Annotated in this window: 20 protein-coding genes and 1 riboswitch (1 of these 21 only partly in view); of the genes, 1 reads left to right on the top strand and 19 read right to left on the bottom strand. The window is 40.7% G+C overall.

The features are described from left to right. Position 1 precedes the first annotated feature (1 nt). The 15 genes from IGK63_RS07265 to IGK63_RS07195 all read right to left on the bottom strand — a co-directional run bounded on the left by IGK63_RS07265 (position 2) and on the right by IGK63_RS07195 (position 17,173). Entirely contained in the window at positions 2-655 is a 654-nt protein-coding gene (locus IGK63_RS07265; protein ID WP_016612101.1) for a phosphatase PAP2 family protein, read from the bottom strand. Then, positions 652-1,845 (bottom strand): FtsW/RodA/SpoVE family cell cycle protein, encoded by a 1,194-nt coding sequence (locus IGK63_RS07260; RefSeq protein WP_008381962.1) that lies wholly within the window; start codon positions 1,843-1,845, stop codon positions 652-654. Before IGK63_RS07260 ends, IGK63_RS07265 begins: the two co-directional genes overlap by 4 nt. Continuing rightward, entirely contained in the window at positions 1,823-2,977 is a 1,155-nt protein-coding gene (locus tag IGK63_RS07255) for an FtsW/RodA/SpoVE family cell cycle protein (RefSeq protein ID WP_008381965.1), read from the bottom strand. Before IGK63_RS07255 ends, IGK63_RS07260 begins: the two co-directional genes overlap by 23 nt. A gap of 126 nt (positions 2,978-3,103) precedes the next feature. After that, positions 3,104-3,279: riboswitch (M-box (ykoK) riboswitch) on the bottom strand. A 288-nt stretch (positions 3,280-3,567) separates the two neighbouring features. Then, the gene (locus IGK63_RS07250) at positions 3,568-5,463 is read right to left on the bottom strand and encodes an endonuclease MutS2 (protein WP_429972468.1); all 1,896 of its coding nucleotides are present in this window, start codon (positions 5,461-5,463) and stop codon (positions 3,568-3,570) included. Positions 5,464-5,822: 359 nt separating this feature from the next. Next, positions 5,823-7,352, bottom strand: coding sequence for an alkyl hydroperoxide reductase subunit F (ahpF, locus tag IGK63_RS07245; protein WP_008381970.1), 1,530 nt, complete (start codon positions 7,350-7,352; stop codon positions 5,823-5,825). Between the two features lie 9 nt (positions 7,353-7,361). Next, positions 7,362-7,925, bottom strand: a complete 564-nt coding sequence (ahpC, locus tag IGK63_RS07240; protein ID WP_005226227.1) for an alkyl hydroperoxide reductase subunit C — start codon at positions 7,923-7,925, stop codon at positions 7,362-7,364. A gap of 308 nt (positions 7,926-8,233) precedes the next feature. Next, entirely contained in the window at positions 8,234-8,437 is a 204-nt protein-coding gene (locus IGK63_RS07235; protein WP_034871989.1) for a hypothetical protein, read from the bottom strand. Positions 8,438-8,589: 152 nt separating this feature from the next. Next, on the bottom strand, positions 8,590-9,549 hold the full coding sequence (locus tag IGK63_RS07230) for a permease prefix domain 1-containing protein (protein WP_008381974.1): 960 nt from the start codon (positions 9,547-9,549) through the stop codon (positions 8,590-8,592). Continuing rightward, positions 9,546-9,878, bottom strand: coding sequence for a PadR family transcriptional regulator (locus IGK63_RS07225; RefSeq protein WP_016612097.1), 333 nt, complete (start codon positions 9,876-9,878; stop codon positions 9,546-9,548). The genes IGK63_RS07230 and IGK63_RS07225 overlap by 4 nt, the downstream gene beginning before the upstream one ends. A 185-nt stretch (positions 9,879-10,063) precedes the next feature. Further along, entirely contained in the window at positions 10,064-11,035 is a 972-nt protein-coding gene (locus tag IGK63_RS07220) for a siderophore ABC transporter substrate-binding protein (protein WP_034871987.1), read from the bottom strand. A 25-nt stretch (positions 11,036-11,060) separates the two neighbouring features. Continuing rightward, positions 11,061-11,819, bottom strand: coding sequence for an ABC transporter ATP-binding protein (locus IGK63_RS07215; RefSeq protein ID WP_008381979.1), 759 nt, complete (start codon positions 11,817-11,819; stop codon positions 11,061-11,063). Next, positions 11,816-12,760 (bottom strand): iron chelate uptake ABC transporter family permease subunit, encoded by a 945-nt coding sequence (locus tag IGK63_RS07210; RefSeq protein ID WP_016612095.1) that lies wholly within the window; start codon positions 12,758-12,760, stop codon positions 11,816-11,818. The genes IGK63_RS07215 and IGK63_RS07210 overlap by 4 nt, the downstream gene beginning before the upstream one ends. After that, a complete protein-coding gene (locus IGK63_RS07205) occupies positions 12,757-13,707 on the bottom strand; it encodes an ABC transporter permease (RefSeq protein WP_008381981.1) in 951 nt (316 codons plus the stop codon). The genes IGK63_RS07210 and IGK63_RS07205 overlap by 4 nt, the downstream gene beginning before the upstream one ends. A gap of 635 nt (positions 13,708-14,342) precedes the next feature. Further along, positions 14,343-15,707, bottom strand: coding sequence for an FAD-dependent oxidoreductase (locus IGK63_RS07200; protein WP_016612094.1), 1,365 nt, complete (start codon positions 15,705-15,707; stop codon positions 14,343-14,345). Next, positions 15,704-17,173, bottom strand: a complete 1,470-nt coding sequence (locus IGK63_RS07195; RefSeq protein WP_034871985.1) for a helix-turn-helix domain-containing protein — start codon at positions 17,171-17,173, stop codon at positions 15,704-15,706. Before IGK63_RS07195 ends, IGK63_RS07200 begins: the two co-directional genes overlap by 4 nt. A 162-nt stretch (positions 17,174-17,335) precedes the next feature. On the opposite strand from IGK63_RS07195, the gene IGK63_RS07190 reads away from it, so the two are divergent. Continuing rightward, entirely contained in the window at positions 17,336-18,439 is a 1,104-nt protein-coding gene (locus IGK63_RS07190; RefSeq protein ID WP_016612092.1) for an SLC13 family permease, read from the top strand. A 131-nt stretch (positions 18,440-18,570) separates the two neighbouring features. Here IGK63_RS07190 and IGK63_RS07185 read toward each other — a convergent pair whose 3' ends face one another. The 4 genes from IGK63_RS07185 to IGK63_RS07170 form a co-directional block, all read right to left on the bottom strand. Continuing rightward, on the bottom strand, positions 18,571-19,284 hold the full coding sequence (locus IGK63_RS07185) for a class I SAM-dependent methyltransferase (protein WP_429972467.1): 714 nt from the start codon (positions 19,282-19,284) through the stop codon (positions 18,571-18,573). Further along, entirely contained in the window at positions 19,285-20,292 is a 1,008-nt protein-coding gene (locus tag IGK63_RS07180) for a zinc-binding alcohol dehydrogenase family protein (protein WP_016612090.1), read from the bottom strand. 72 nt (positions 20,293-20,364) lie between these two features. Then, positions 20,365-21,420: a hypothetical protein gene (locus IGK63_RS07175; protein ID WP_185932227.1), complete on the bottom strand. Its 1,056-nt coding sequence runs from the start codon at positions 21,418-21,420 to the stop codon at positions 20,365-20,367. Then, a protein-coding gene (locus tag IGK63_RS07170) for a hypothetical protein (protein ID WP_005236214.1) crosses the window boundary here: on the bottom strand, positions 21,389-21,954 show its 3' portion. Its footprint extends 349 nt past the window's final position; the window shows 566 of its 915 coding nt (coding positions 350-915); its start codon lies beyond the right edge, outside the window; its stop codon occupies positions 21,389-21,391. The genes IGK63_RS07175 and IGK63_RS07170 overlap by 32 nt, the downstream gene beginning before the upstream one ends.

Below are 21,954 nucleotides of genomic sequence, written 5' to 3'. Positions count from 1 at the left end.
TTTATCTCCCCCTAAGTACATATTTTTTGATTGAAAAGACGAAAGCATAGGTGATATAACTGATCCCACTTGCCAATAAAATACTTGCTAGCAAGTCGCTGGGATAGTGAACCCCAAATAGCAACCGACTCATCATAATTAGCAACAAATAGATCAATCCTAGAAATAGGGCCATGTTTTGGATAAAGTGACGCTTGCCTCTTTTGGCAGGAACTGTTTGCCCCAAGAAAAAGAGGAGAGAAATAATCAACGTGGTCGCTAATAATGTATGTCCACTCGGAAAACTTGCTGATGCCCGTTCCATACTGTCAGCAAAATCCGGTCTCGGTCGATCAACTGCTTTCTTGATCACTTGACCAACACCACTGATCACAATCATATTCCCCATCAACCAAAGACTTTCTAACCGCTGCTTGCGGATAAATAAAAAACTTGCTAACAGGAAATGAACGAAAGCTATGGGAATGATCGTGGCCGTACTGGCAAGTGGGAGAAAAAGCGATTCCACAGCAGGTGTCCGCCATTGAGGCAACTGGGAAAAAAGGTTGTCGATGCTTTGGAACCAGCGTGGTTCTAATGCAACGAGGAAAAACAGCCATGCAAAACAGCTGCAGAGTATTCCGCCTATCACTCCTTTTTTTGCTGTTTTACTCATGTTAAGCCCCTACTTTCTTTTAATGTATACGACCTATTTTTGGCTTTTATCGGAAATTTGTCTAACCCAAAGATAATTCCCATAGCAATGCTGATCGCAATCAGAGAGGTTCCTCCTTGACTTAAGAATGGTAAGGGGATGCCGGTTAAAGGCAGCAAACCGATCGCCGCTCCGATGTTTTCAAAAATTTGAAAAACCAAACCAAACACATAGGTAATCGCAATATAGACCGATGCTTTGTTATTTGTTTTTAAAGCAGCAAAAATGATTTGATAGATCAGATAGAAATAAAGGAAGATGACTAAAGTACTTCCTAAAAAGCCATACGTTTCTCCAATGACTGTAAAGATCATATCTGACTCCCGAACCGGCACATACACCGTTGTATGGGTATCAGGTGCCCCCAATAAGCCGCCAGAACCAATCGCCCACATACTGCGGACTTGTTGGAAAGCGATGGAATCTTGGTACGCGAGTGGATCTGCCCAGGCTCTCACCCGATCCAATTGATATTGTGAAAAGTGAAGGCGAAACAACACACGATTGCCCCATTCCGTGAATACGAGTAGCAACAAAATAGCACCAAGAGCGGCAATCAAACCGATCACGACGGTCAGTATTTTCCAATGAACACCGGAAATGATGAATAAGGCACCTAACATCACGATAAACACCAAACTCGTTCCAAAGTCCCGCTGCATAAACATCAATAAAAATGTGGGTAAGCTGTATAGCAGGATCTTAGTAACATAGATCAAATCGGATTTGATTGTTCGTTCTGCTTTACGTTTCTCATAGACTAAAGTGAGATAGACCATAAAGAGCATAAAGGCCACTTTCATAAACTCAGAAGGCTGAATCGTAAACGCACCAAATCTGATCCACCGTTTGGTGTGCGTTTGTTCAAACATCGTTTGATCGTAAAACCAATGAAGAGAGGCCATCAAACCAAGTGATAGTAAGTACAAAAGACCAGAAAAGCGGAGGAGTAAATTCGTAGGAATCAAACTCGTTACAAAAAGAGCAATCGCCGAAAGGATACAAAAGAGGATCTGCCGAAAAACAATCCCTGAAGGATCATTGCCATCCATCACAGAAGCCTGATGTTGTACCCAGATACTTAACAAAAACAGCAGGAAAATCGGCAGCAATAAAGCATAGTTTGCTTCATGTCGTTTGAGGAACTTCATTAAGTATACCCTCCTCTCGTTCTAGTTTCAGGCATAAACTGAAGGCAAATGAAAGAATAAAGTAACTGGAGCCACCATAACTAATGAATGGCAAAGGTACCCCCGTCATCGGCATCAACCCTAAAATACTGGCAATATTGATACTTGTTTGTAATAACAGCAACGTGCTGGTTCCCAATAATATTAAGCCAATCTGAGGATTTGCGATTGCCGCTGATCGTATAAACAGACGTAAAATGATTACGAATAATAAAGCGATGACAAAAATGCCGAAAATCAACCCTAATTCCTCTACTAAAACGGAGAAAATAAAATCAGTCTCTGCTACTGGTAAAAAGCCTTTCTTGGTGATGCTATTTCCTAAACCAAGGCCCGTAAGACCACCATTGAACAAAGCATAGTAGGAATGGATCATTTGGAATCCTTGATTATATGGGTCGGAAAATGGATCTCCCACTAATCGAATTCGGTTATACACATGCATAAACATGTGGGGCAATAAATCATTGTTTCCTAAAAAGAGGATCAACATAGCAACCAAGAACAGACTGATTAATAACCCGCCAAACAAAAGAGCCGTGAGTTTAACGGGTACCTGAACCGTGGTAATCATGATAAAAGCCAAGAAAAGTAAAATCATCACGCCGGCTACTTTTGGTTGAATGAGGATCAACACACAGCACAAAAATAAAACGAAAAGCGGACGTTTCATTTCCTGCAAGGTAGTTTTTGCTGATTGAAAGTAATGAGCAAGGTATAAGACCATGCCCACATTCACGATCTCTGAGGGCTGAAATTGTATCCCTACAATCGAGACCCATCGTTGCGCTCCATTGACAGAAACACCGAAAAACGGCAAACGTGCCAATAGTAAAGTAAAGACGCCAAATGCCAACAGACCGATCGCTAAATATTTACTGAGCAGAATCTCACGCCGTGTTCGCTGAATAATGAAAAGGAGCACCCAGCTGAGTAACAGAAAGACAAGCTGACGCATAAATAAGCTTGCTGGCGGCTGATCTCTCGTTAATAAACGATAAGAACTTGCACTATAAATCATTAAAAGACCGATAAGGCTCAATAGCAAATAAGCTATGATCAGCAGCCAATCGATCTTCTTTTTTTCTATCATTGCTTCCACTCCTCTTGCCTTGGAGTAGGTGTTCAGACGGTACCAGTTATTATGCCCTTTGAGCTTAGTCATCCATCAAAGAGAAAAGCAAAAAAGTCTCACTTCTCTTAGGACGTCAGACTTTGCTAGCAATCTCATCGTCCGAGTTTTAGCACTATACAACGTAAAGAAAGTTGTTCCCTTTCTTAGCTATTTTATGAAAAGCCTTAATCCGACAATTCCTGTTTTACACATTGGCGTCTTTCGACGTTTCTGCGCAATAGCTTATGTTTGTATAGGAGCCTCACCTAACAAGGTTATATGTTATTTTCAATCCACTATGAATGGTACCCTTCCTCGTATAAAGATACAACCCATTCTTTGTTATTTTTATTTTTCTTTAACTTTTCTTAAAGAATTTAGATATTTCGAGTAATTTCCGATATTTAAAGAAAAATCAATGGAAATCATTCGACCATCACTGGATTCCCTTCGATCATACACGTTATTAAAAAACGGTCATTTTCAAAAAAAGACAGCTCTTTTTCTAAAACTCGAAAAAGAGCTGCTTTCTTGATTTTATACTCCCGCTCTAAATATATCTGTGCCGATCAATCCAATGATCGTTTGGCCTGACGCTCTTGCGCTGCTTTTCGTAACTGCTTTTGCGCTTTTTTAGACCCACGTTCAATATCTCGGGTAAATTTACGTTGGGCAAAATCGGAAAATAATTGATCTAGATCATAGCCGGCTGGATAGAGTGCTTCTCGTTTGGTGAGCAGTTGCAATCGCCGAGCAGCAACAACGAAACATTGTTTCTCAATATAAATCTTCGCTTGTCCCTGTTCCAAGTATTCATAAAAGACTCCCCGTTTTTCATGCTCTGCTGAAAAGACCTGGTCTCCCTTTTGAAAAATGTGCTCAGACTTTGTTTCCTGAGGATCGGTTCGTTTTCTGGACGTCTCAAAAGGCTGCTTCTCAAAAGAATAAGATTTATTCTTTAAATAGTCCTTTGCCGTTTGCACGACCTCAGCAGGAATCGCCATTTTTTCGGCGATCCAAAACGCATTACTTTCACCGACCACATTGGTCAACAAGCGGTATTTCGGCGTCAGGGTCTTGGCATCAAAAGCCATCGCCGCTGTTTCAAAATCTTGGTGATCAAGAGCAAACTGCTTGATTTCACCATAATGAGTCGTGGCGATCATTAACGCCCCCGATCGATAGATCGATTCCATAATGGCGATCGCTAAAGCTGCTCCTTCATTTGGTTCAGTCCCGCTGCCAATTTCATCTAACAAAACGATACTGTTCCGGCTGGCATTCGTCATGATCTGTGCAATATTCGACATGTGTCCAGAAAAGGTACTTAAAGAATTTTCTAGACTTTGCTGATCCCCGATATCCATCCAAAGACTTTTTAAAAACGGCACGCTGCTGTTGCCATTATGCGCTGGAAACAAGCCGTAATGTGCCATCGCACAAACGAGTCCGACGGTTTTTAAGACAACCGTCTTACCACCAGCATTCGGCCCTGTGATGACCATACATCGGTTCTCTTCTCCTAGTTTTAAAGATAGAGGAACAGCATCAGTGCCCAGTAAAGGATGCCGGACTTGATCAAGAAGCAAAACTTCTTCTTCAGTGATTGCTATCGGTTGACCATTGATTTCCCGACAATACTTTCCGCGAGCAAAAATAATATCTAGTACCACTAAAATATCAAGACAGGCAAATACTGCATTCATTTGTTCGGCGATTGCCCCGGTCAATTCTGATAAAACTTGGTATTGGGCGGCCGTTTCTTCCGCCTGTGCCAAAATCAATCGATCATTCAGACGGGCAGCTGCCTCTGGTTCAATAAAAACAGTCGCGCGTTTATTAGAACGTTCGATGATCGTCCCTTTAATTTGCTGTTGAAATTCGGCACGTACCGGCAGCGTATAACGGTCGTTCTTTTTGATCACACGGTTTTCTTGCAGATAGCGACTTTCTTTAAAAAACTTTGCAAAAACTTTTTTTAAATCGGCCTCATATTTCTCGATTGTGCCACGAATTTTCCGTAATTCTCGGCTGGCGTTACTATCTACCTGACCATTGCGAATTTTTTGGAAAATCATTTCGGCGATTTCAGAAAAGTCGGCCAACCCCTGAGCATAGTGATGCAATCTTGGGGCAATTGATTGATTTTTTTCAAACAATTGACGGATGATTCGAAAAGACCGTAAAAAGTCTCCGTATTCAATCAATTCCTGTGGCTCCAATACAAAGCCTTTTTCAATCTTCTCCGTATGATGTAAGACATGCTGCAGCCCCATGAAAGGGACTTGACGTCCGGCGTCTAATAGCGCCATCGCTTCAGTTGTCTCAGACACTCGTTTTTGGGCGGAATGGATCGTAGCTGCTGGTTTTTCATTGGCAAAACGTGCTTTACCATAATCGCTGATTATTTTTTTACTTACTTGTTCTTTAATTTGTTCAAATTCAGTTGCTTGAGGTATCTTCATGAGTGATCCTTTCTTGTGCCTGAGGATCCCGGTAACATCCCCGTCCAAAAAAGTGTACAAAAAAAGCGATAGTCTCCCATCACCTGATTCATCAATAACGATTTTTATCGGTATCTACAGGCACAACAAATAAACAGTCTGTTTTTGCTTATTTGTCTTAATTAGCTGATTAGATACCTACGACACTCATTAATATACCTCTTTCTTTTTTGAACGAGTTTTTTTCATTGTAATATAGAAACTGTCCTTCTGTCAACTTCCTTCAAATCTCCTTCCCCTCAAAGAAAAAACGTCTCAGAAGCTGCTAGAAGCTCCTGAGACGTTTCTGATCTAGATCAAATAATAAGCTACTTACCTACTTACGAGCGAATCAGGTAATCAAACGCACCTAATGCAGCAGTGGCACCTGAACCCATTGAAGTGATGATCTGTTTGTATACACTATCGGTACAATCTCCCGCTGCAAAGACCCCTTCAATGTTGGTTGCGCCATGTTTGTCCACCACGATCTCATTGCGTTCATTTAAGACGACACGATCTTTTAACCATTCAGTATTCGGCATCAAGCCAATCAAAATGAAGACACCCTCCACAGCTAAAGTGAATTCACCATTCGTTTCACGATCAACGTAGGTCAATTGTTCGACATGATCGGATCCAACAATTTCCTTCGTTGCCGCATTCGTAATAACAGTCACATTATCTAACGTGTTCAAACGGTTTTGTAGCACAAGGTCCGCTTTTAGTTCTGGTAAAAATTCAAGAACATAGACATGTTTCGCCATGCCAGCTAAATCGATTGCTGCTTCGATCCCAGAGTTTCCGCCACCAATGACGGCAACTTCTTTCCCAGCAAATAACGGACCGTCACAATGCGGACAATAGGCAACACCTTTATTTTTGAATTCTTTTTCTCCCGGAACATTGATGTTGCGCCAGCGAGCGCCAGTTGCTAAAATGGCCGTTTTGGTTTTTAATACTGCACCATTTTCTAATTCAACTTCGATGACGTCATTGCGGCGAATATCTTTCGCACGCTGACCTTTCATCACGTCTACATTGTATTCGTTGATGTGCTCTTCTACCTGACGCATTAATTTTGGACCTTCGGTATAAGGGGTACCGATCATATTTTCGATCCCCAGGGTTTCCATTACTTGTCCACCCATTGTTTCGACAACCATCCCAGTATTGATGCCTTTACGCGCTGCATAAATCGCTGCGCTTCCGCCTGCAGGTCCGCCACCGACAACTAATACATCGAAAAGCTCTTTTTCAGCAAAGTCATCTTTACTCGTCGGACCAGCTGCTTTTTCCAACAACTGTTCGATCGTTTGTCGGCCGCTTGCAAATTCTTCACCGTCTAAAAAGACGGTTGGCACAGCCATAATTTTTTTCTTGTCAATTTCTTCTTTGAACATCCCACCTTCGATCATGGTGTGGCTGATGGAAGGATTTAGCACTGCCATGATATTTAACGCTTGAACAACATCAGGACAGTTATGGCAGGTCAAACTGACATAGGTTTCAAAATGTAATGGCTTATCGATCGCTTTGATACGCTTTTGTAGTGCTTCGTCAATTTTCGGCGGACGACCGCTTACTTGAAGCAACGCTAAAATAAATGAAGTGAACTCATGTCCTAACGGTAAACCAGCAAAAGCGATGCCGCTTTCTTCACCGGGACGATTGATCGAAAAGCTTGGTGTCCGTTCACTTGCTACAGCTTGAATCGTGATTTTTGACGACATTTCTGCGATTTCTTCTAAGAATTCACGTACTTTCGTTGAAGAATCATCCTCACCTAAAGTCGCCGCAAAAACAACCTCTGATTCTAGCATCGCTAGATATTGCGTCAGTTGGTCTTTGATTGCCTTATCTAATGCCATGAGAGCCTCCTAAATCTTGCCTACAAGGTCTAAGCTTGGCGTTAAAGTTTCTTCGCCTTCTTTCCATTTTGCAGGACATACTTCACCTGGATGGGTACGGACATATTGTGCGGCACGGATTTTATCGATCAAACCACTAGCATCACGACCGATACCATCCGCATTGATTTCAACCGTTTGTACCACACCATCCGGATCGATGATAAATGTACCACGTTGAGACAAACCTGATGCTTCGTCTAATACATCAAAGATTTCTGAGATCACATGAGAAGGATCAGCAATCATGATATATTCGATTTTATTGATTGCATCAGAGTGGTCATGCCACGCTTTATGTGTGTAGTGGGTATCAGTTGATACAGAATAAACTTCTGCGCCTAATTCTTTTAATGATGCATATTGGTCTTGCAAATCCTCAAGTTCTGTCGGACAAACAAATGAGAAATCTGCAGGATAAAAACAAACAACGTTCCATTTTCCTTTAAAATCTTCTGATGAAACATCGATAAATTTTCCATTGTGGTAAGCTTTCGCTTCGAATGAACCAATCTCTTTTCCAATTAATGACATATCATTTCCTCCAATTAGAATAATTATTTGAGAATAATCTCTATTAATTATTAGTATATCTAACTACAAAATGCAATAGTTTATTCAGAAATAGTCAAAAAAAATGTTATCATCCTCAGAAATGAGCATATTTATTTTTTATCGAAAGCAAATGGAGTATAGTAATAAGTTTGGCTAATCATTTCTAAGCAAAGTTCCTACCTGTTATATTCTCAATTACATCTCCTATTCTCAATTAAACAAAAAAAGATTGCCTCTTCCTATGATTCCTCGCAAAGTAAGGTGAGTCATAGAAAAAGACAATTTTTTTATTTAGTATTGAAATAGTTGAACAATCCACCGATCGTTCGCTCCCTCAACGTGATCCGCTTGCCGTCTAGAAAAACTTCTTCGACTGGGTAATGGTCTTGAAAAGGTGGGACTTCCAAGTATTGGCTCGCAAGAAAGCGCTCCGGGGATTCAACTGTTGTTACTTCTTTGCTGCCATTTTTCAGATAATGAATTTCTAACATATCCATTGCCTCTTTTCTTGTATTCTGAACTTTTAAAAAAGCATTGAGAGGATCTTATTTCTCGCTGTTCTTTTTGCTTGGTTCAGTTACAAGCCGTATTATAGTCTTCCTTTTTTTAAAAGTAAAGAAACCACTCTCGGTTGAAACATCTCTTATTTTTTGGCTTTTGTCTGACCGATAAAGTAGTCCTCTAAGACACCACCAATCACAAAAATGACCCAAGAGTATGCCCATGCATGAAACATGAAGGACCAAAGCATATAAACGACCAAAATCACTGGCCAGTAGACTGTTCGAAAAAAGGTAACTCTACCAGCGGATTCGCCATATTTATGACGTGTTGCTCGATCACCAAGATTCTCTTCGTCACGAATAAAATACGTCTCAGTTGCCAGCTTCGCAAAGCCTGTACGAATAATACTTACATAAATAATAAAGAACACACCCACTGCAACTGTCAAGAAAAACAAGGAAATACCAAACTCAACAGAATAATAAAACAATTCACTTAAAAGTACAGGCGCAATTGATAAAATACAGGCACCAATTCCTAAAACAAGACCAATACGAAAACTTTTTTCATAATTTGCTAGTTGCTGAGCGGCTTCTCGTTTGGCATCCCTTTTGATTGGTCGATCATCTAACTGCTTACGAGCACCGGAAAAGTGCAAACTGCTAGAGATGATAAAACCAACCCCGATGGCGATGAAAAGAAACATCACCATTATTCCAAAGGTCTCAGCATAAACACTAACAAAGAGCATTAGGGCTGCTAGGGAGGCGATACAAAAGCCGATTCCTATCGACAACGAAAAAGCAAAGTGCCGCACAGTTCCCCAATAATCAAACGCATCGTCTTCTGTGATGGCATCGGACCAATCATCAATCGGCTCTTCTTCTTTTGAAACATCTAACTCTTGCAGCAGTTCATCCACCGAACCAAACTCGCTGATCACCGCACCGATGGCTTCATGCTCACTTTTCCCTTGGTGAATCAGTTCCAAGTAATGGTCTTCCATAATCGCTAAAAGATCTTCTTTTGCCTTCTTCGTTTCCGGTGTGATGGGTACTGATAAAAATAAGCTGTCTAGATAGTCATGAATGGTTTTCATTTGTCTCCTCCTTGTAAGAACTGGTCAACGACGATCTTCGTCTGCTGCCACTCCAATAGTTTCTCCGAAAGGCTTGCTTTTCCGTCTGCAGTTATCTGGTAATAGGTCCGCTTTTTGCCATGTGTCACTTCTCCGGGATACGAACGGATCAATCCTTGTTTTTCTAACCGAGTAAAGGCGGAATACAACGTCGTTTCTTTGATCACATATAAAGCATCTGTTCCTTCACGAATACGCTTGGATATTTCATATCCATAAGAGTCTTCTTTCGAAAGAATGGATAAAATGATTGCGTCGTTATAGCCGCGAATTCCGTCACTCGAGATCACGCAATCGCCTCCTAAATTACTTCATCTGTCGTACTAATTATAAATCAATTACTACGACAGGTAAAGTAAAGCTGGATAACTTGTCAAAAATCAGTCGCAGGTCCTAGAAACAGTTTGAATAAAAAGACACGCTTTCTCAGTAAACTGATAAGCGTGTCCCTTATTACTTAATTTTTTTCACCTATTTATTCAACGGCTGGCTTGACATCATCCATCATCAATTGGATCGACTCCAATCCGGAACCAGCTAAATACCAAACCGCAGCATCCAATTCAATCACTTGATCGTTTTGCCCTGCATTTGTTTCTTGAACAATTTCATTTGCAACAAATTCACTTTCGCTTTCATTGCCACCGATCGCTTTTGTCCGATCGATCACGAAAATGACATCAGGATTTTTTTCAAGCAAGTACTCATAAGAAATACTTTGTCCATGTGTCGACGCCTCTAATTCCTCATCTACTGCTGGGAAACCAAACGTGTCATACAAGATACTGTAACGAGAACCTGGACCAAAAGCAGAAAGATTGCCTTCATTTACCATAACAACCAAGGCTTTCTCGTCAGCATTTTGCGATTGCTCCTTCAAGGTATCAATCTGACCTTGTAACGATGCTAGTTGTTCTTGCGCTTCCTCTTCCTTACCAAAAATTTGACCAATGGTCGTAATGTTGGCTTCGATCGATGCCCAAGTATCACTATTGTCAACGCTTAAGAAAACGGTTGGCGCGATTGCAGACAATTCCTCTTGGAAATCACGTTGTCGACCAGAAATAATGATTAGGTCTGGCTGCAGTTGATTGATTTTTTCTAAATCAGGCTCTTTGATTCCCCCTGCTGATTCAACATCCGCATACGCTGATAAATAATCTGGCAAATTGCTGGTTGCGGCAGCAACGATTCGATCCCCAAGGCCAAGTGCATCCATCGTATCTAATGCACTGTTGTCAAAGACAACAACTTTTTCCGGCGCATAAGGAACAGTGACAGTCCCATTGCTGTCCGTAATCTCGACTTCTGTCGGCGTTTGTGTACTTTCTTCTACTTGGGTTTGAGCTGTACCCGTTGAATCTGTTGTCCCTGTATTATTCGAGCCGCAAGCGGTCAACCCCGCTAATACGAAAATACTCATAAAACTTACTGCTATTTTTTTCATTTTTTCCTCCTTTGAAACATATTTTTTATTGGAAGGTGTAGCAAAATTGCCGCCCATCCACTTGTACCAGTTTGATTGGAATCTCATACAATGATTCTAATAGTTGTTCTTGAATCACTGCCTCTGTGTCAGCCGCTTTAAAAATCTGACCATCTTTCATCGCGACGATGTGATCGGCATACCGTGCTGCAAAATTAATGTCGTGCAAAACGATCACAACAGTTTTCTGATAGTCTTCCACCAAGGTTGTCAATAGCTTCATCAGCTGGTTGGCGTGTTTTAAATCTAAATTGTTTAACGGTTCGTCCAAGAGTAGATAATCTGTATCTTGGGCTAAAATCATCGCCAAGTAAACTCGTTGTAACTGACCACCAGAAAGTTCATGAATCGATTGATCACTATATTCGGTTAGAGATAACTTAGACAAAGCGTCATCAATGATCCCATCATCTGCTGCCGATTGTCGCCCCCGGTTATACGGATAGCGACCAAATGCCACCAGTTCTCTTACAGTCAGATTGACGGCATAGCGATTGCTTTGCTGCAAAAAAGCCATTTTTTTTGCTAGCTCTTTGGACTTCCATTGACGAATCTCCGTTCCATCCAGATAAATATCACCGGTGCGTTGATCCAACATCCGACTGACTAAAGAAAGCAAGGTACTTTTTCCGGCACCATTGGGCCCGATGAAGGCAATCATTTTCTGTTCCGGCAACGCTATGGAACATTCCGTCAAAACTTGTGTTTTTGCATAATTCTTGGATACATTTTTGGTTTCGATCATGATTTTTTCCTTTCCAGCAGCAATTTGCTTATAAAGAAGATACCGCCTAATAATTGGATCACGGTGCCGATGGTCGTTTGCCATTGAAAGACCTGTTCCACTAGGAATTGACCTCCTACCAACAGGAGAAAACCAATCAAACTCCCACCGAAAAACAACCAGCCGTGACGATAAGTTGGGAAAAGCTGATAGGTGATCGTTGCCACCACAAAGCCTAGAAAAACTGCTGGACCAACTAAAGCAGTGGCGGTGCCTGTCAGTAAAGCAATCAAAAATAAGACACCTTTATGAAGCCATTGAACAGATACACCTAAACTTTTGGCTTGCCCACTTCCTAAATGGAGCAAATTCAATTCTGGAATCAGCAGAACCAGACAGATACTCCCTAGCAAAATGATCGCGGCAGCAATCAGTAGATGCTGGGTATTGATATTGCCAAAGCTGGCAAACAAACGACCTTGTAGTAAATCATATTCATTTGGATCCATCAACACTTGCAGAAAGGTGCTGAGACTAGCGAACATCGTGCCACAGACCATCCCTGCCATCAATAACAAAAACAACCCAGCGACTGCTTTTTGATAGAAAAAGCCAATTAAGAAGCTACCTAGAACGGCAGTTAAGCCGACAGAAAACAAAAACATCGTTGCTGTTTCTTGGCTCAGCATCTGAATTCCGCCGATAAAAAAGAAACAAAGGGTTTGAACAAGAACATACAGTTGGTCCAAGCCTAAAATTCCAGGGGTCAGATAGCGATTGCTTGTCAATGTCTGTAAGGTGATGGTACTAAAGGAGATGGCGATTGCAACTAAGGCAAAAGCCAAGATTCGGCGTCCCCTTAATGCAAAAGCAAATGACCAGTTTCCATAGGTGTTATAGGTCAGATAGGCACCACATGCACAAAGGATCAGAAACAACAAAAGAAAGAGTTTTTTCTTCATCGAAATTTCCTCCCCAGAAGCAAAATCAAGAAACAGCAGCCACCCAGTACGCCGGCAACAACACTGACTGGCATTTCATAAGGTGCGATGACGATTCTCGCCAATACATCACACAATAGCAAGAACGCGCTTCCGGCAAAGCTGATCAAAAGCAGATTGTTTTTCAAATGATCCCCAAAAACCATGCCGATCATATTTGGGATAACGATCCCTAAAAAAGGAATTTGCCCCACAGTCAATAAAACGATACTGCTAGCAAACGCCACCAGCGCAAATACAGCAAAACGCAAGAACAAGTAATTGATTCCCAGACTCTTAGCCGCACTTTCTCCTAAACCGGCGATCGTGATCTCATAAGCCAAGAAATACAATAGACCGAAAACGGGAATCGTCAAATACAAAAGTTCATACTGTCCAACCATAATGGTGGCAAAATTTCCTTGCAGCCAAGAAGAAACGTTTTGAACCAATTGGAAGCGATAGGCTAAGAAGCTACTGATAGCGCCGATGATATTACCGAACATCACCCCTGTTAAAGGCAGCATCATTGGATCTTTCTTTGGTAGAAATTGGCTTAAAAATAAAAAGAACAACACACCTGCGTAGGCAAACACAAATGCTGCTGTAGTGCGAATCAAATTTGAGGCATTTGGTAGAAAGAGCATAACCAGCAAAATTCCTAAACGGGCGCTATCCGTCAGTCCAATCGACTCCGAGGCCACAAATTTATTTTGCATCATGTGTTGCATAATTTTTCCACAGATACTAATGATCCCACCTGCAATGATCAAACTGATCGTCCGTGGAAGCCTAACTTTTACCAAAACAAGCCAATGATTCGGATCACCCTGCTGTAAACCTGATAAAGACAATTCATGGGTGCCTGCCAACAAGGAGCAACCCACTAGAAGAACAAAGATCAGCAGTAATCCGATTTTTTTAAACATGCCCCGCCCTCCTTATTGAGAATGATTCTCACTCTCTTTAATAGGGTAACGTATTTCACTTAAAATCACAAGAATTTTTTTAAAAAAATCCCTTTCCTATCGCAATTTCGAAAAAATGAGTGTGTAAAGAAAAGGATTATGTGATGTTTTTCTCTTATATCCTTGCGAGAAAACTTATTTTTATCTCAATATTGTCTATTTTATTGCTTTAATTATAAAATGCTCGCTCATACTATATTCATTTTATGAGGATCATTCAATAACAGATCACTTAGATTTGCAATTATTTTTATCTATTGAAACCCTTGTAAAGCCAGCACTTACTGATGCAATGGTGATGTAAATTTTCAGATAAAAGCAAATGACGCGCCGTCTCCTCCACCTAAACACCATTCGTCTATCGATAAGAATTTGTGAGTAAAAACAGTTTAGTCGTGGAACGAGTTTTATAGTTTTCGTTTTGAGTTTCTTCTTCCATAAAATCATGATACCAGTTGAATTCAATCTCCGACAAAAGCCTACCTATTTTCAATACGCGATACCAGTCACTGATTGTAATCGATAGTCTTTCCCGATTATCTGTAATTAAAAAAAATAAACCTACGATCATCGCAGGTTTATCAAGAGTTATTATTTTACTTTAACAAGCCATCAAGGGCTAATTGATTCAAAAAGTGCAAAGGGAAAGAAATGGTTGGATTGAAAAAGTAATCCATTGTCGCTAGTTGGTGCAAGGTCGTCTTGCTATTGATCAAGGTTGAGATCGTATTGATGATCTCCAAACTTCCACGATCACTCGTAATGATTTGTCCCCCCATAATCACTTTCGTTTGCTGATCAAAAATCAGTTTTAACGTTACTTCAAAATCCTCATCTGTCGCGAAAAATGTCCGAGAATGAAATGTCTGCGTCACTGAATCTACTTCAAAGCCGTAATACGGTGCCTCGGTCTCATTAATACCTGAACTGCTGACGAAATAGCCAAACAGTTTACTAACGACGGTCCGTTGCATTTTTGGAAAAGGAATTTTCGTCGTTCCCCGTTCATTTGCCAATAAATTGGTGGCAGCAACGATCCCCGTCCGATAAGCATTAGTCACTAAAGGGATATACAAAGAGCTATCCGAATGATTGAAAGGAATCGAAACCAGGTCACCAATTGCATAAATCGCTGGGTCAGACGTTTGTAAATATTCATTTGTAAATACCGTGCCATCGAGATTTAGTTTTAAAAAGTCTTCAACCAATGCGACATTCGGTCGCGGATTTACGGCATAAACGACCACGTCAGCTCGAATCTTGGTTCCGTTTGAAAGCTCGATTCCCTGATATTCACCCTTCTCGTCTTTGATCGTATGGGCGACATTGCTGTTAAGATAGATTTGTAAGTTCTCTGGAAAGCGCGCCATCAAAATTTCAGCAATTTCTTGATCAAAATAACGGAACAAAAGGGTATCCATTCGATCAATCAAATGAACGGCTTTTTGCTGGCCACTTAAAGATTCCGCCAATTCAAACCCAATCAGACCCGCCCCAACGATCGCCACGGTTTGCGCACTTTCGATTTTTTCTAACGCTTGCTTTGATTGACCAATGGTTTTGTAGGTCGTTATATGTGCTTCGACATCTGAGGCAAACTCCGAACGGAAAGTACTCGATCCCATCGCCAAAATCAAGCCATCATAACTCACTTCGTCTTCTTGCTGAAAAGATTCCGTTGATGTGACAAAATGAACCGTTTGTTCTTGCGGAAAGATTTTTGTGACTTCACTGTTTAACATCACATTGATTCCTTCAGAAAGAAGCTTACTCGCAGTTGCCGTTCGGGAATCTTCCAATCGTTGAATGTAGCCTTCCAGCACTAAATTCAAACTGCTAGCAACATAACCCAGAACGCTTGATTTTTCAATAATTATCACATCGACTTTTGGGTCAACTTTTTTTAAATGACGGGCAGCAGCAATTCCTGCATGAGAGCCTCCAATAATCACTATTCTCATATCTTTTCCAACTCGCTTTCAAGGTTCTCATTGCGTATTTCATCCACGATTTGATGAAGCCGCTCTTCTTCAAATGGGGTTGCCCCACCTGTTAAAATCAATCGTTTTTTATAACGATAGCCTTCCGAGATCTCAGAATGATCAACGATCAATAAATCATAATCCTTCTCCTTCGTCCCCTCAAAATGAATATTCGGATAGCCAGCCAATTCTTTGATCAAAAAACGCCGCAAAAAGCCACTGCGTAATCGTGATTGAGTCAACAAAATGCCGACCGTAAATGCTTTTTCCTGGTTTACTTGAATCCATTGACGGATCAAAAGCAATTCATTGGTCAAATGCTGCTTTTTCTCAAGAGAAAAGGACTGGTTTACGTTTTTCTCCAACTGTTCGATTGCTTGCTGTGCCACTTCAATCAAGCTCTCATTCGCAACACTTTGCGGCTGAAATTCAGCAAAGGCAATAATACCGCCATGAATATACAACGCTTGGATCGTCACACTCGTCAAGAAGACGCATAATTCCGTAGAAGTTTCTGTAGTCTTTCTCTCACTATCACCAATTGCCTGCAGCAGCTCCCCATTTAACGCATCGATCTCTTGGAAGAAAAGTGATTTTTGCAAGGAGTCATCCAGTGAAGGGCGAATCAAGCCTTCAGCTAATAAAAATAAATAGAAATAAACCGTTTCATAATCGCTCCAGGATACGGCAAAACGACTGAGATAGCGTCCTAATATATTCCGCAAAAGCTGGAACATCGCTTCATTTTCCAATGACTTCAACAATGGATACGATGCTTCATGCTGCTGCGAGCCACGATAATCAAAACGGGCTTCCATAATACCTAACCACAGCCCGACTTTCCAGCGTTCGGATTGACTAAACGTTGTCTGTAGCTGTTTTTCGATTACTCGAATCAAATTGTTGATGGCTGGTGCATTCAAGCGAGCGATCAATTCTTCATTGGGATAACTTTGTGAAAAAAACTGATAATAGAAAAAGCGAATCTGTTTTTCATCCCCAAGCAATTTTTTATTTTTTAATTGGATGTCGAATTCTTTCAATAACTGATTGATGGCTTTGAATCGACGAAACAATGAAGCTTCACTCAACATCAGTTCTAACATCATTTTCGTCGTTGACTCATCTCGATGAAAAAACAAATACGACAATATCTGAAAATCGATTGCTTCTGAAAGATACGCATAAAAGAATTTTTTTAGTGAGAAATCAAGCGGAAGTGTTAACTGTACTTGATCATTTTCTAGATAAGTCAATGCCGCATCCTCATGGAAAGCGACTAAATTTTGATGAAGATTTTGAAGTTCTTTTTGCAAAGTGGGTGCGGAAATGGATAATGTTTTTGCAAGTTTCTTGTAAGAGATTTCTGAGCCGTTCTGAAAAAAAACAGCTAAAATTTGAAAATGAACCTGCTGATTTTTTTCAAGCAGCTGCATAACATTCATTTTTGAACCTCCTTCACCTTTCACATACTAATTTCCCAATTAATGGGTCGTTTGTCAACTATAAAAATTGCCTGAATGCCTTTGAGTTATATGGAAAAAGCGTTATTTATTGTTCCTAAAGCGCGGGAATGGTAAAATTCTTGAGAAGAAAGGTGGTGAACTATGGGAAAACGAATGTTAGCATTTTTTCGAACGGATCGATTATTTTCGATTTCCCTGTTACTAGCACTCATTGCGTGTTTTTTCGGCACCTTCCGTTGGTCATTTATTGACTTTAAAGTGATTTTATCACTGTTTGGGTTGATGTTAGTAATCAATGGGTTAGAAGAAGCTGGTCTTTTACGAGCATTTGGACAAAAATTAGTGGAAAAAAGTCGCAATCTGCGTGACTTGATCCGTTCAATCGTCTTGCTAAGCTTCTTCAGTTCGATGTTTTTAACAAACGACGTGGCTATCTTAACATTATTGCCCATCTACTTACTCTTAACGAGGAAAGAACAACAGCGCACCAGTGTCTTATTAGGCGCTGTCTATTTGATCGTGGCAGCCAATTTAGGAAGCAGCCTGTTTCCATTTGGAAATCCGCAAAATCTATTTTTATTTTCTTACTATCAGATTTCGCTGCCACAATTCATGTGGACTACCGGCACCTTTGTGGGACTTTCTTTGCTATTACTCCTTGTTTCGATCCAGCTCATCCCAAAGACTCCATTGGAAATCGCCCTGCAAGAAGAGCCCTTTGAAAAAAATCCAGCGCTGCTCAATGCAGGATTATTTGTCCTTATGATTCTTGGTATTTTTAGTGTTCTCCCTATTTCAATCGGCGTGCTTGTCGTCGCAGCCGTGGTTTGGTTTAGCAACAAACGATTATTCGCAAAAGTTGATTATCGGTTACTACTTACCTTCCTCTGCTTCTTCTTGATCGTTGGGAATATTCAAGACCAACCTCTGGTCACCGATCACATTCGACCATATTTTCAAGAAACACATCGCGCTTTTTTAGGTAGTATTTTACTCTCCCAAGGAATATCTAACGTTCCTGCAGCGATTTTGATTGCTCCTTTCACCGATTTAGAAAAAGCCGTTCTTTTGGGCGTCAATGTGGGTGGTTTGGGTACATTGATTGCTTCTTTGGCGAATTTGATTGGGTACAAATTACTGAAACAAGCCAGACCCAAAGAAGCGGGAATGTTTCAAAAGCTATTTTTTATCGTTAACGTCGTTTTTTTACTGTTATTAGGCAGTATCGTCTACCTTTTATTGTAGTAAATTCACTGTAAAACGAGATACCAGCATAAGATGTTTCCAGTCAGCAGTCAACAGAACCCTACTTGCTGTACCTGTTTCTTGATCTTATGTCAGAATCTCGTTTTTTGATGTCTATTGTGTGATTTCTCCTAGGCTAAGAGAAGCTCAAAGGTGATTTTCGTTTGGCTTTCGACAGTCAATGCCTCACCAAAGACATGTTGAACCATTTCTTGCCGGTGTTCCAATGAATACTCCTCCTCAAAATAAAGATGAAATAATTCTTGATCGATCTCTTCCTTCAAAATATACTCGAATTGCCGACTCTGCCAATCGATCGCTTCTTCTGTAAACCACTTCTTGTAACAAGTATTTAGGTTCAGATCGTTCTTCGCTGAATGATTTTTTTCATAAGGCTGAAACACGTTCTCTTCTTCTGCGATCATTCTTAGAATAATTAATTGATGGGCCTTTCTTTGAAACTGAAGCAAGGTTTCTTTGTCTCTGACTGCTGGATTCATTGCCATAAAAATACAGGGCCAGTGCTGGTCTGCAGATAAAAAGTCTTTTTGGCTCTGCTGAACCAGATGGAGCTTGCTCATCGGATCTTCCATCGTCTCTTCGATGATTTTTAACATTTCTTTTGAAAAATCAATTGCGTAATACTCATCTACATAAGGATAAAAAGCTGAAATGTAGCGACCAGTGCCCGCAGCAAAGTCAACGAAGGTCGATATCGGAAACACTTTCTGCTCCACCAAAAAAGCTGCTGCCTCTTCGGCGATTTTCAATTGGGATTCTCTTTGAATTTGCGCATATTCTTGCGCGAATTCATCCCAAAACAGCATCGCTTCCTCTTCTTCCATCTAGCGGACGCCTCCCGTGATCACTGTTTTTCCTTTTGTTCCTTGCTCAACCGCTTTTGTAGCGTGCTTTAAGGTCTCGATGGTAATTCCTCCATCAAACGTTTGGACCGCAGTCGTATGGATCTTTTTGTCAGCGAGCAACGAGGCGATCCGTTGCAAAATGCCCCCTTGTGTTTCAATCATCAACTGAGCATCTGTTTTTGTGAACATATACTCCCAATAAAAATCGATGCCGAGGTTTTTAAATGGATTTAAATCTAGCGCTTCTTTCGTATTCACGATCATTCCGACTTTGCCAAATGGCAAGATTGCTTTCGTTAATTGTGGCAAATAGGCCGAGGCGTCATAAAAAAGTGCCACGGCTGAAAAAGGTTCAGTGATTTGTTCAGCTAACGGCAAGCGGTGATTAAGTACCTGATCCACTTGATTGTCTTTAAGCCACTGATCGTTCTTAGGACTCGCAGTGCCATAGACTGTCAATCCTGCCCATTTTGCTAGTTGCGCCGCAATCGAGCCAACACCACCGCTGGCATTGACCAATAAAATTGATCCTTCATTCGCGTTTTCTTCAGGCACATACCCCAATTTTTCAAAAAGCAATTCCCACGCTGTAATACTCGTTAATGGCATAGCTGCAAGATCACCGTCAGAAAAGCCGGCTGGCGCCTTTGCTGCGATTCGAAAATCAACGACTTGAAACCTTTGATTCGCGCCAGATCGTTGTGTGGTTCCAGCATAAAACACCCGATCACCAACGGCAAAGCCATTAACTGCTGAACCAATTTCCTGTACTATACCTACTGCATCATATCCCTGGATATGGAATTTCTCACTTAAAGTGGTTGTTTGGCGGCGTTTCGTGTCAATTGGATTCACAGAAACAGCTTGCACTTCCACCAATAGATCGTTTGCCTGACAAGTTGGCATTGGAAATTCCTTTTCAATAAATACTTCTGGATCATCTAAGGGTCGTCCTTCATAAAAACCTAGTGCTTTATTTATCATCATACTGCTCCTTCCAAAAAAAAGTGCTGAATAGTTATAAAAACCATTCTAGCACTTTTAACCAATTTAGAACATTTATTCTTCACCTTGAACGACAAGCGGAACCAAAAACGGATAACTTGTGAAGAAATCCAATAAAGATCGCTTCCATTGATCCGAGTCAATCGTGAGTAACGTTGATTCTGTGTACAAATGAATCGTCAAACGCTGATTTTTATCAAGCAGAACAAGGATCTCGCCTTTGTTTTCTGTGATAAAATCATATGACTGATTTTCCATCGTGATGATGAAAATTTGGTCAAGGACTTCCGCTGCAACAGGAAAATCTGTTTCCATATCGACAGCTAAGGTTTGAGTATTGTCGATCAAACTTGGCGAGACAGTAAAATCCAATTCTTTTAAATGAGCCAGTATCAAATTTACATCGTAATTAAACAGTGAAAGTTGATTGACTGAGAAAATATTATCGGCATGCCATTGACTGATCAGATGTAAAATCTGTTCATCGTTGACCACCACGGACTGGGAATTTGAATTGATTGTCAACAACGGCAAATAGTTTGATTGGTAACTTGAATTGACCGGATTTAACTTAAAACTAAACTCTAGTTCTTTTGTTTCTGTTAAACGAAAGCGGACATTGAAGTGCTTTGTCTTCCAGGTATCGTAATTGTCGGTAGCTGTTAAATGAATCACTTTTAATGGTTTCAAGAATTCATAGGCATAGTACTCAAGCAAGGTTTTTTTTGCAATGACAGAGATTTCTTGTTCTGTTAAGATCAAATGACGATAATGGTTGAGCAACCCGGAGAAATCAGCCTCCATGATTGATTTTCGCAATTTTAAATCAGCTAGCTCATTTTCGGCTTGTTCAATAAGGGACTCGATGCGCTGATGATCTTGTGCTTTTACAGCATAGTAATCATCTTCATATTCCGCTTCCTCTTCCACTAATTTGAAAGAATCATCCTCTACATTGTTTTCTACTAAAGAGCGATCATCAACTGTGGTAGACGCATTGGTTGCTGAATTTTCGTCGACCTCATTGACTTCTTCTGGTTGAACTTCTAGAGTCTCTTCCTGATCCATCAGTTGTGGTTCAAGAGGATTTTTCTGTGTTTCTTTCGTCAATTTCAATCAGCTCCTTTCCCGTATACTGAGCTAAGAAAGCCAATAATTTAGTATTGAATTCTTCAAAAGAACCAAAAAAAGTATCAATTTGTCGGAATTCTTTTTCTACGATTGCTTTCTTTAAACGCAATGTTTGATATTGCTGCTGCAGGCGTTCTTTTTCAGCAAAAACCTCTTCATTATTATTTGAATATCTTTCCCATTCTCTACGTTTGGCTTCTAGAGCTTTCCGGTCAGAAGTCAAACGCTCTAGTTCTTCATCGATTTTTGTCCGATTGAAAAAGCCCTTTGATTCCGTCAATTCATTTTCGGCTTCCGTTAGTTTATCGATCTGATTTTGGATTTCCTTCACTTCTGATAACGCAGTGATCCGTTTGGCTTCCAGCTTGTCCATCTGCTGTTCGATTGCTGTCAGCATCTCACGATTGCCTCGTTGGAACTTTTCCCATTCTTCATCTATCTCAGGGATAACAAAAATTTCGGGAATACTCGCATCGATACCAATCGTCGGTCGCTCATGATAATAGGTTCCTA

Origin of the sequence: Enterococcus sp. AZ040 (assembly GCF_050499185.1) — a bacterium.
GTDB lineage: Bacteria > Bacillota > Bacilli > Lactobacillales > Enterococcaceae > Enterococcus_D > Enterococcus_D entomosocium.
The sequence above is the reverse complement of the archived record's forward strand: the minus strand, read 5'-3'. Positions and strand labels throughout refer to the sequence as shown.

Coding starts and splice junctions, on each gene's coding strand:
- IGK63_RS07265 (WP_016612101.1), bottom strand. CDS start 655: ATGAGTAAAACAGCAAAAAAAGGAGTGATAGGCGGAATACTCTGCAGC.
- IGK63_RS07260 (WP_008381962.1), bottom strand. CDS start 1,845: ATGAAGTTCCTCAAACGACATGAAGCAAACTATGCTTTATTGCTGCCG.
- IGK63_RS07255 (WP_008381965.1), bottom strand. CDS start 2,977: ATGATAGAAAAAAAGAAGATCGATTGGCTGCTGATCATAGCTTATTTG.
- IGK63_RS07250 (WP_429972468.1), bottom strand. CDS start 5,463: ATGAAGATACCTCAAGCAACTGAATTTGAACAAATTAAAGAACAAGTA.
- ahpF (WP_008381970.1), bottom strand. CDS start 7,352: ATGGCATTAGATAAGGCAATCAAAGACCAACTGACGCAATATCTAGCG.
- ahpC (WP_005226227.1), bottom strand. CDS start 7,925: ATGTCATTAATTGGAAAAGAGATTGGTTCATTCGAAGCGAAAGCTTAC.
- IGK63_RS07235 (WP_034871989.1), bottom strand. CDS start 8,437: ATGTTAGAAATTCATTATCTGAAAAATGGCAGCAAAGAAGTAACAACA.
- IGK63_RS07230 (WP_008381974.1), bottom strand. CDS start 9,549: ATGAAAACCATTCATGACTATCTAGACAGCTTATTTTTATCAGTACCC.
- IGK63_RS07220 (WP_034871987.1), bottom strand. CDS start 11,035: ATGAAAAAAATAGCAGTAAGTTTTATGAGTATTTTCGTATTAGCGGGG.
- IGK63_RS07215 (WP_008381979.1), bottom strand. CDS start 11,819: ATGATCGAAACCAAAAATGTATCCAAGAATTATGCAAAAACACAAGTT.
- IGK63_RS07210 (WP_016612095.1), bottom strand. CDS start 12,760: ATGAAGAAAAAACTCTTTCTTTTGTTGTTTCTGATCCTTTGTGCATGT.
- IGK63_RS07205 (WP_008381981.1), bottom strand. CDS start 13,707: ATGTTTAAAAAAATCGGATTACTGCTGATCTTTGTTCTTCTAGTGGGT.
- IGK63_RS07200 (WP_016612094.1), bottom strand. CDS start 15,707: ATGAGAATAGTGATTATTGGAGGCTCTCATGCAGGAATTGCTGCTGCC.
- IGK63_RS07195 (WP_034871985.1), bottom strand. CDS start 17,173: ATGAATGTTATGCAGCTGCTTGAAAAAAATCAGCAGGTTCATTTTCAA.
- IGK63_RS07190 (WP_016612092.1), top strand. CDS start 17,336: ATGGGAAAACGAATGTTAGCATTTTTTCGAACGGATCGATTATTTTCG.
- IGK63_RS07185 (WP_429972467.1), bottom strand. CDS start 19,284: ATGGAAGAAGAGGAAGCGATGCTGTTTTGGGATGAATTCGCGCAAGAA.
- IGK63_RS07180 (WP_016612090.1), bottom strand. CDS start 20,292: ATGATGATAAATAAAGCACTAGGTTTTTATGAAGGACGACCCTTAGAT.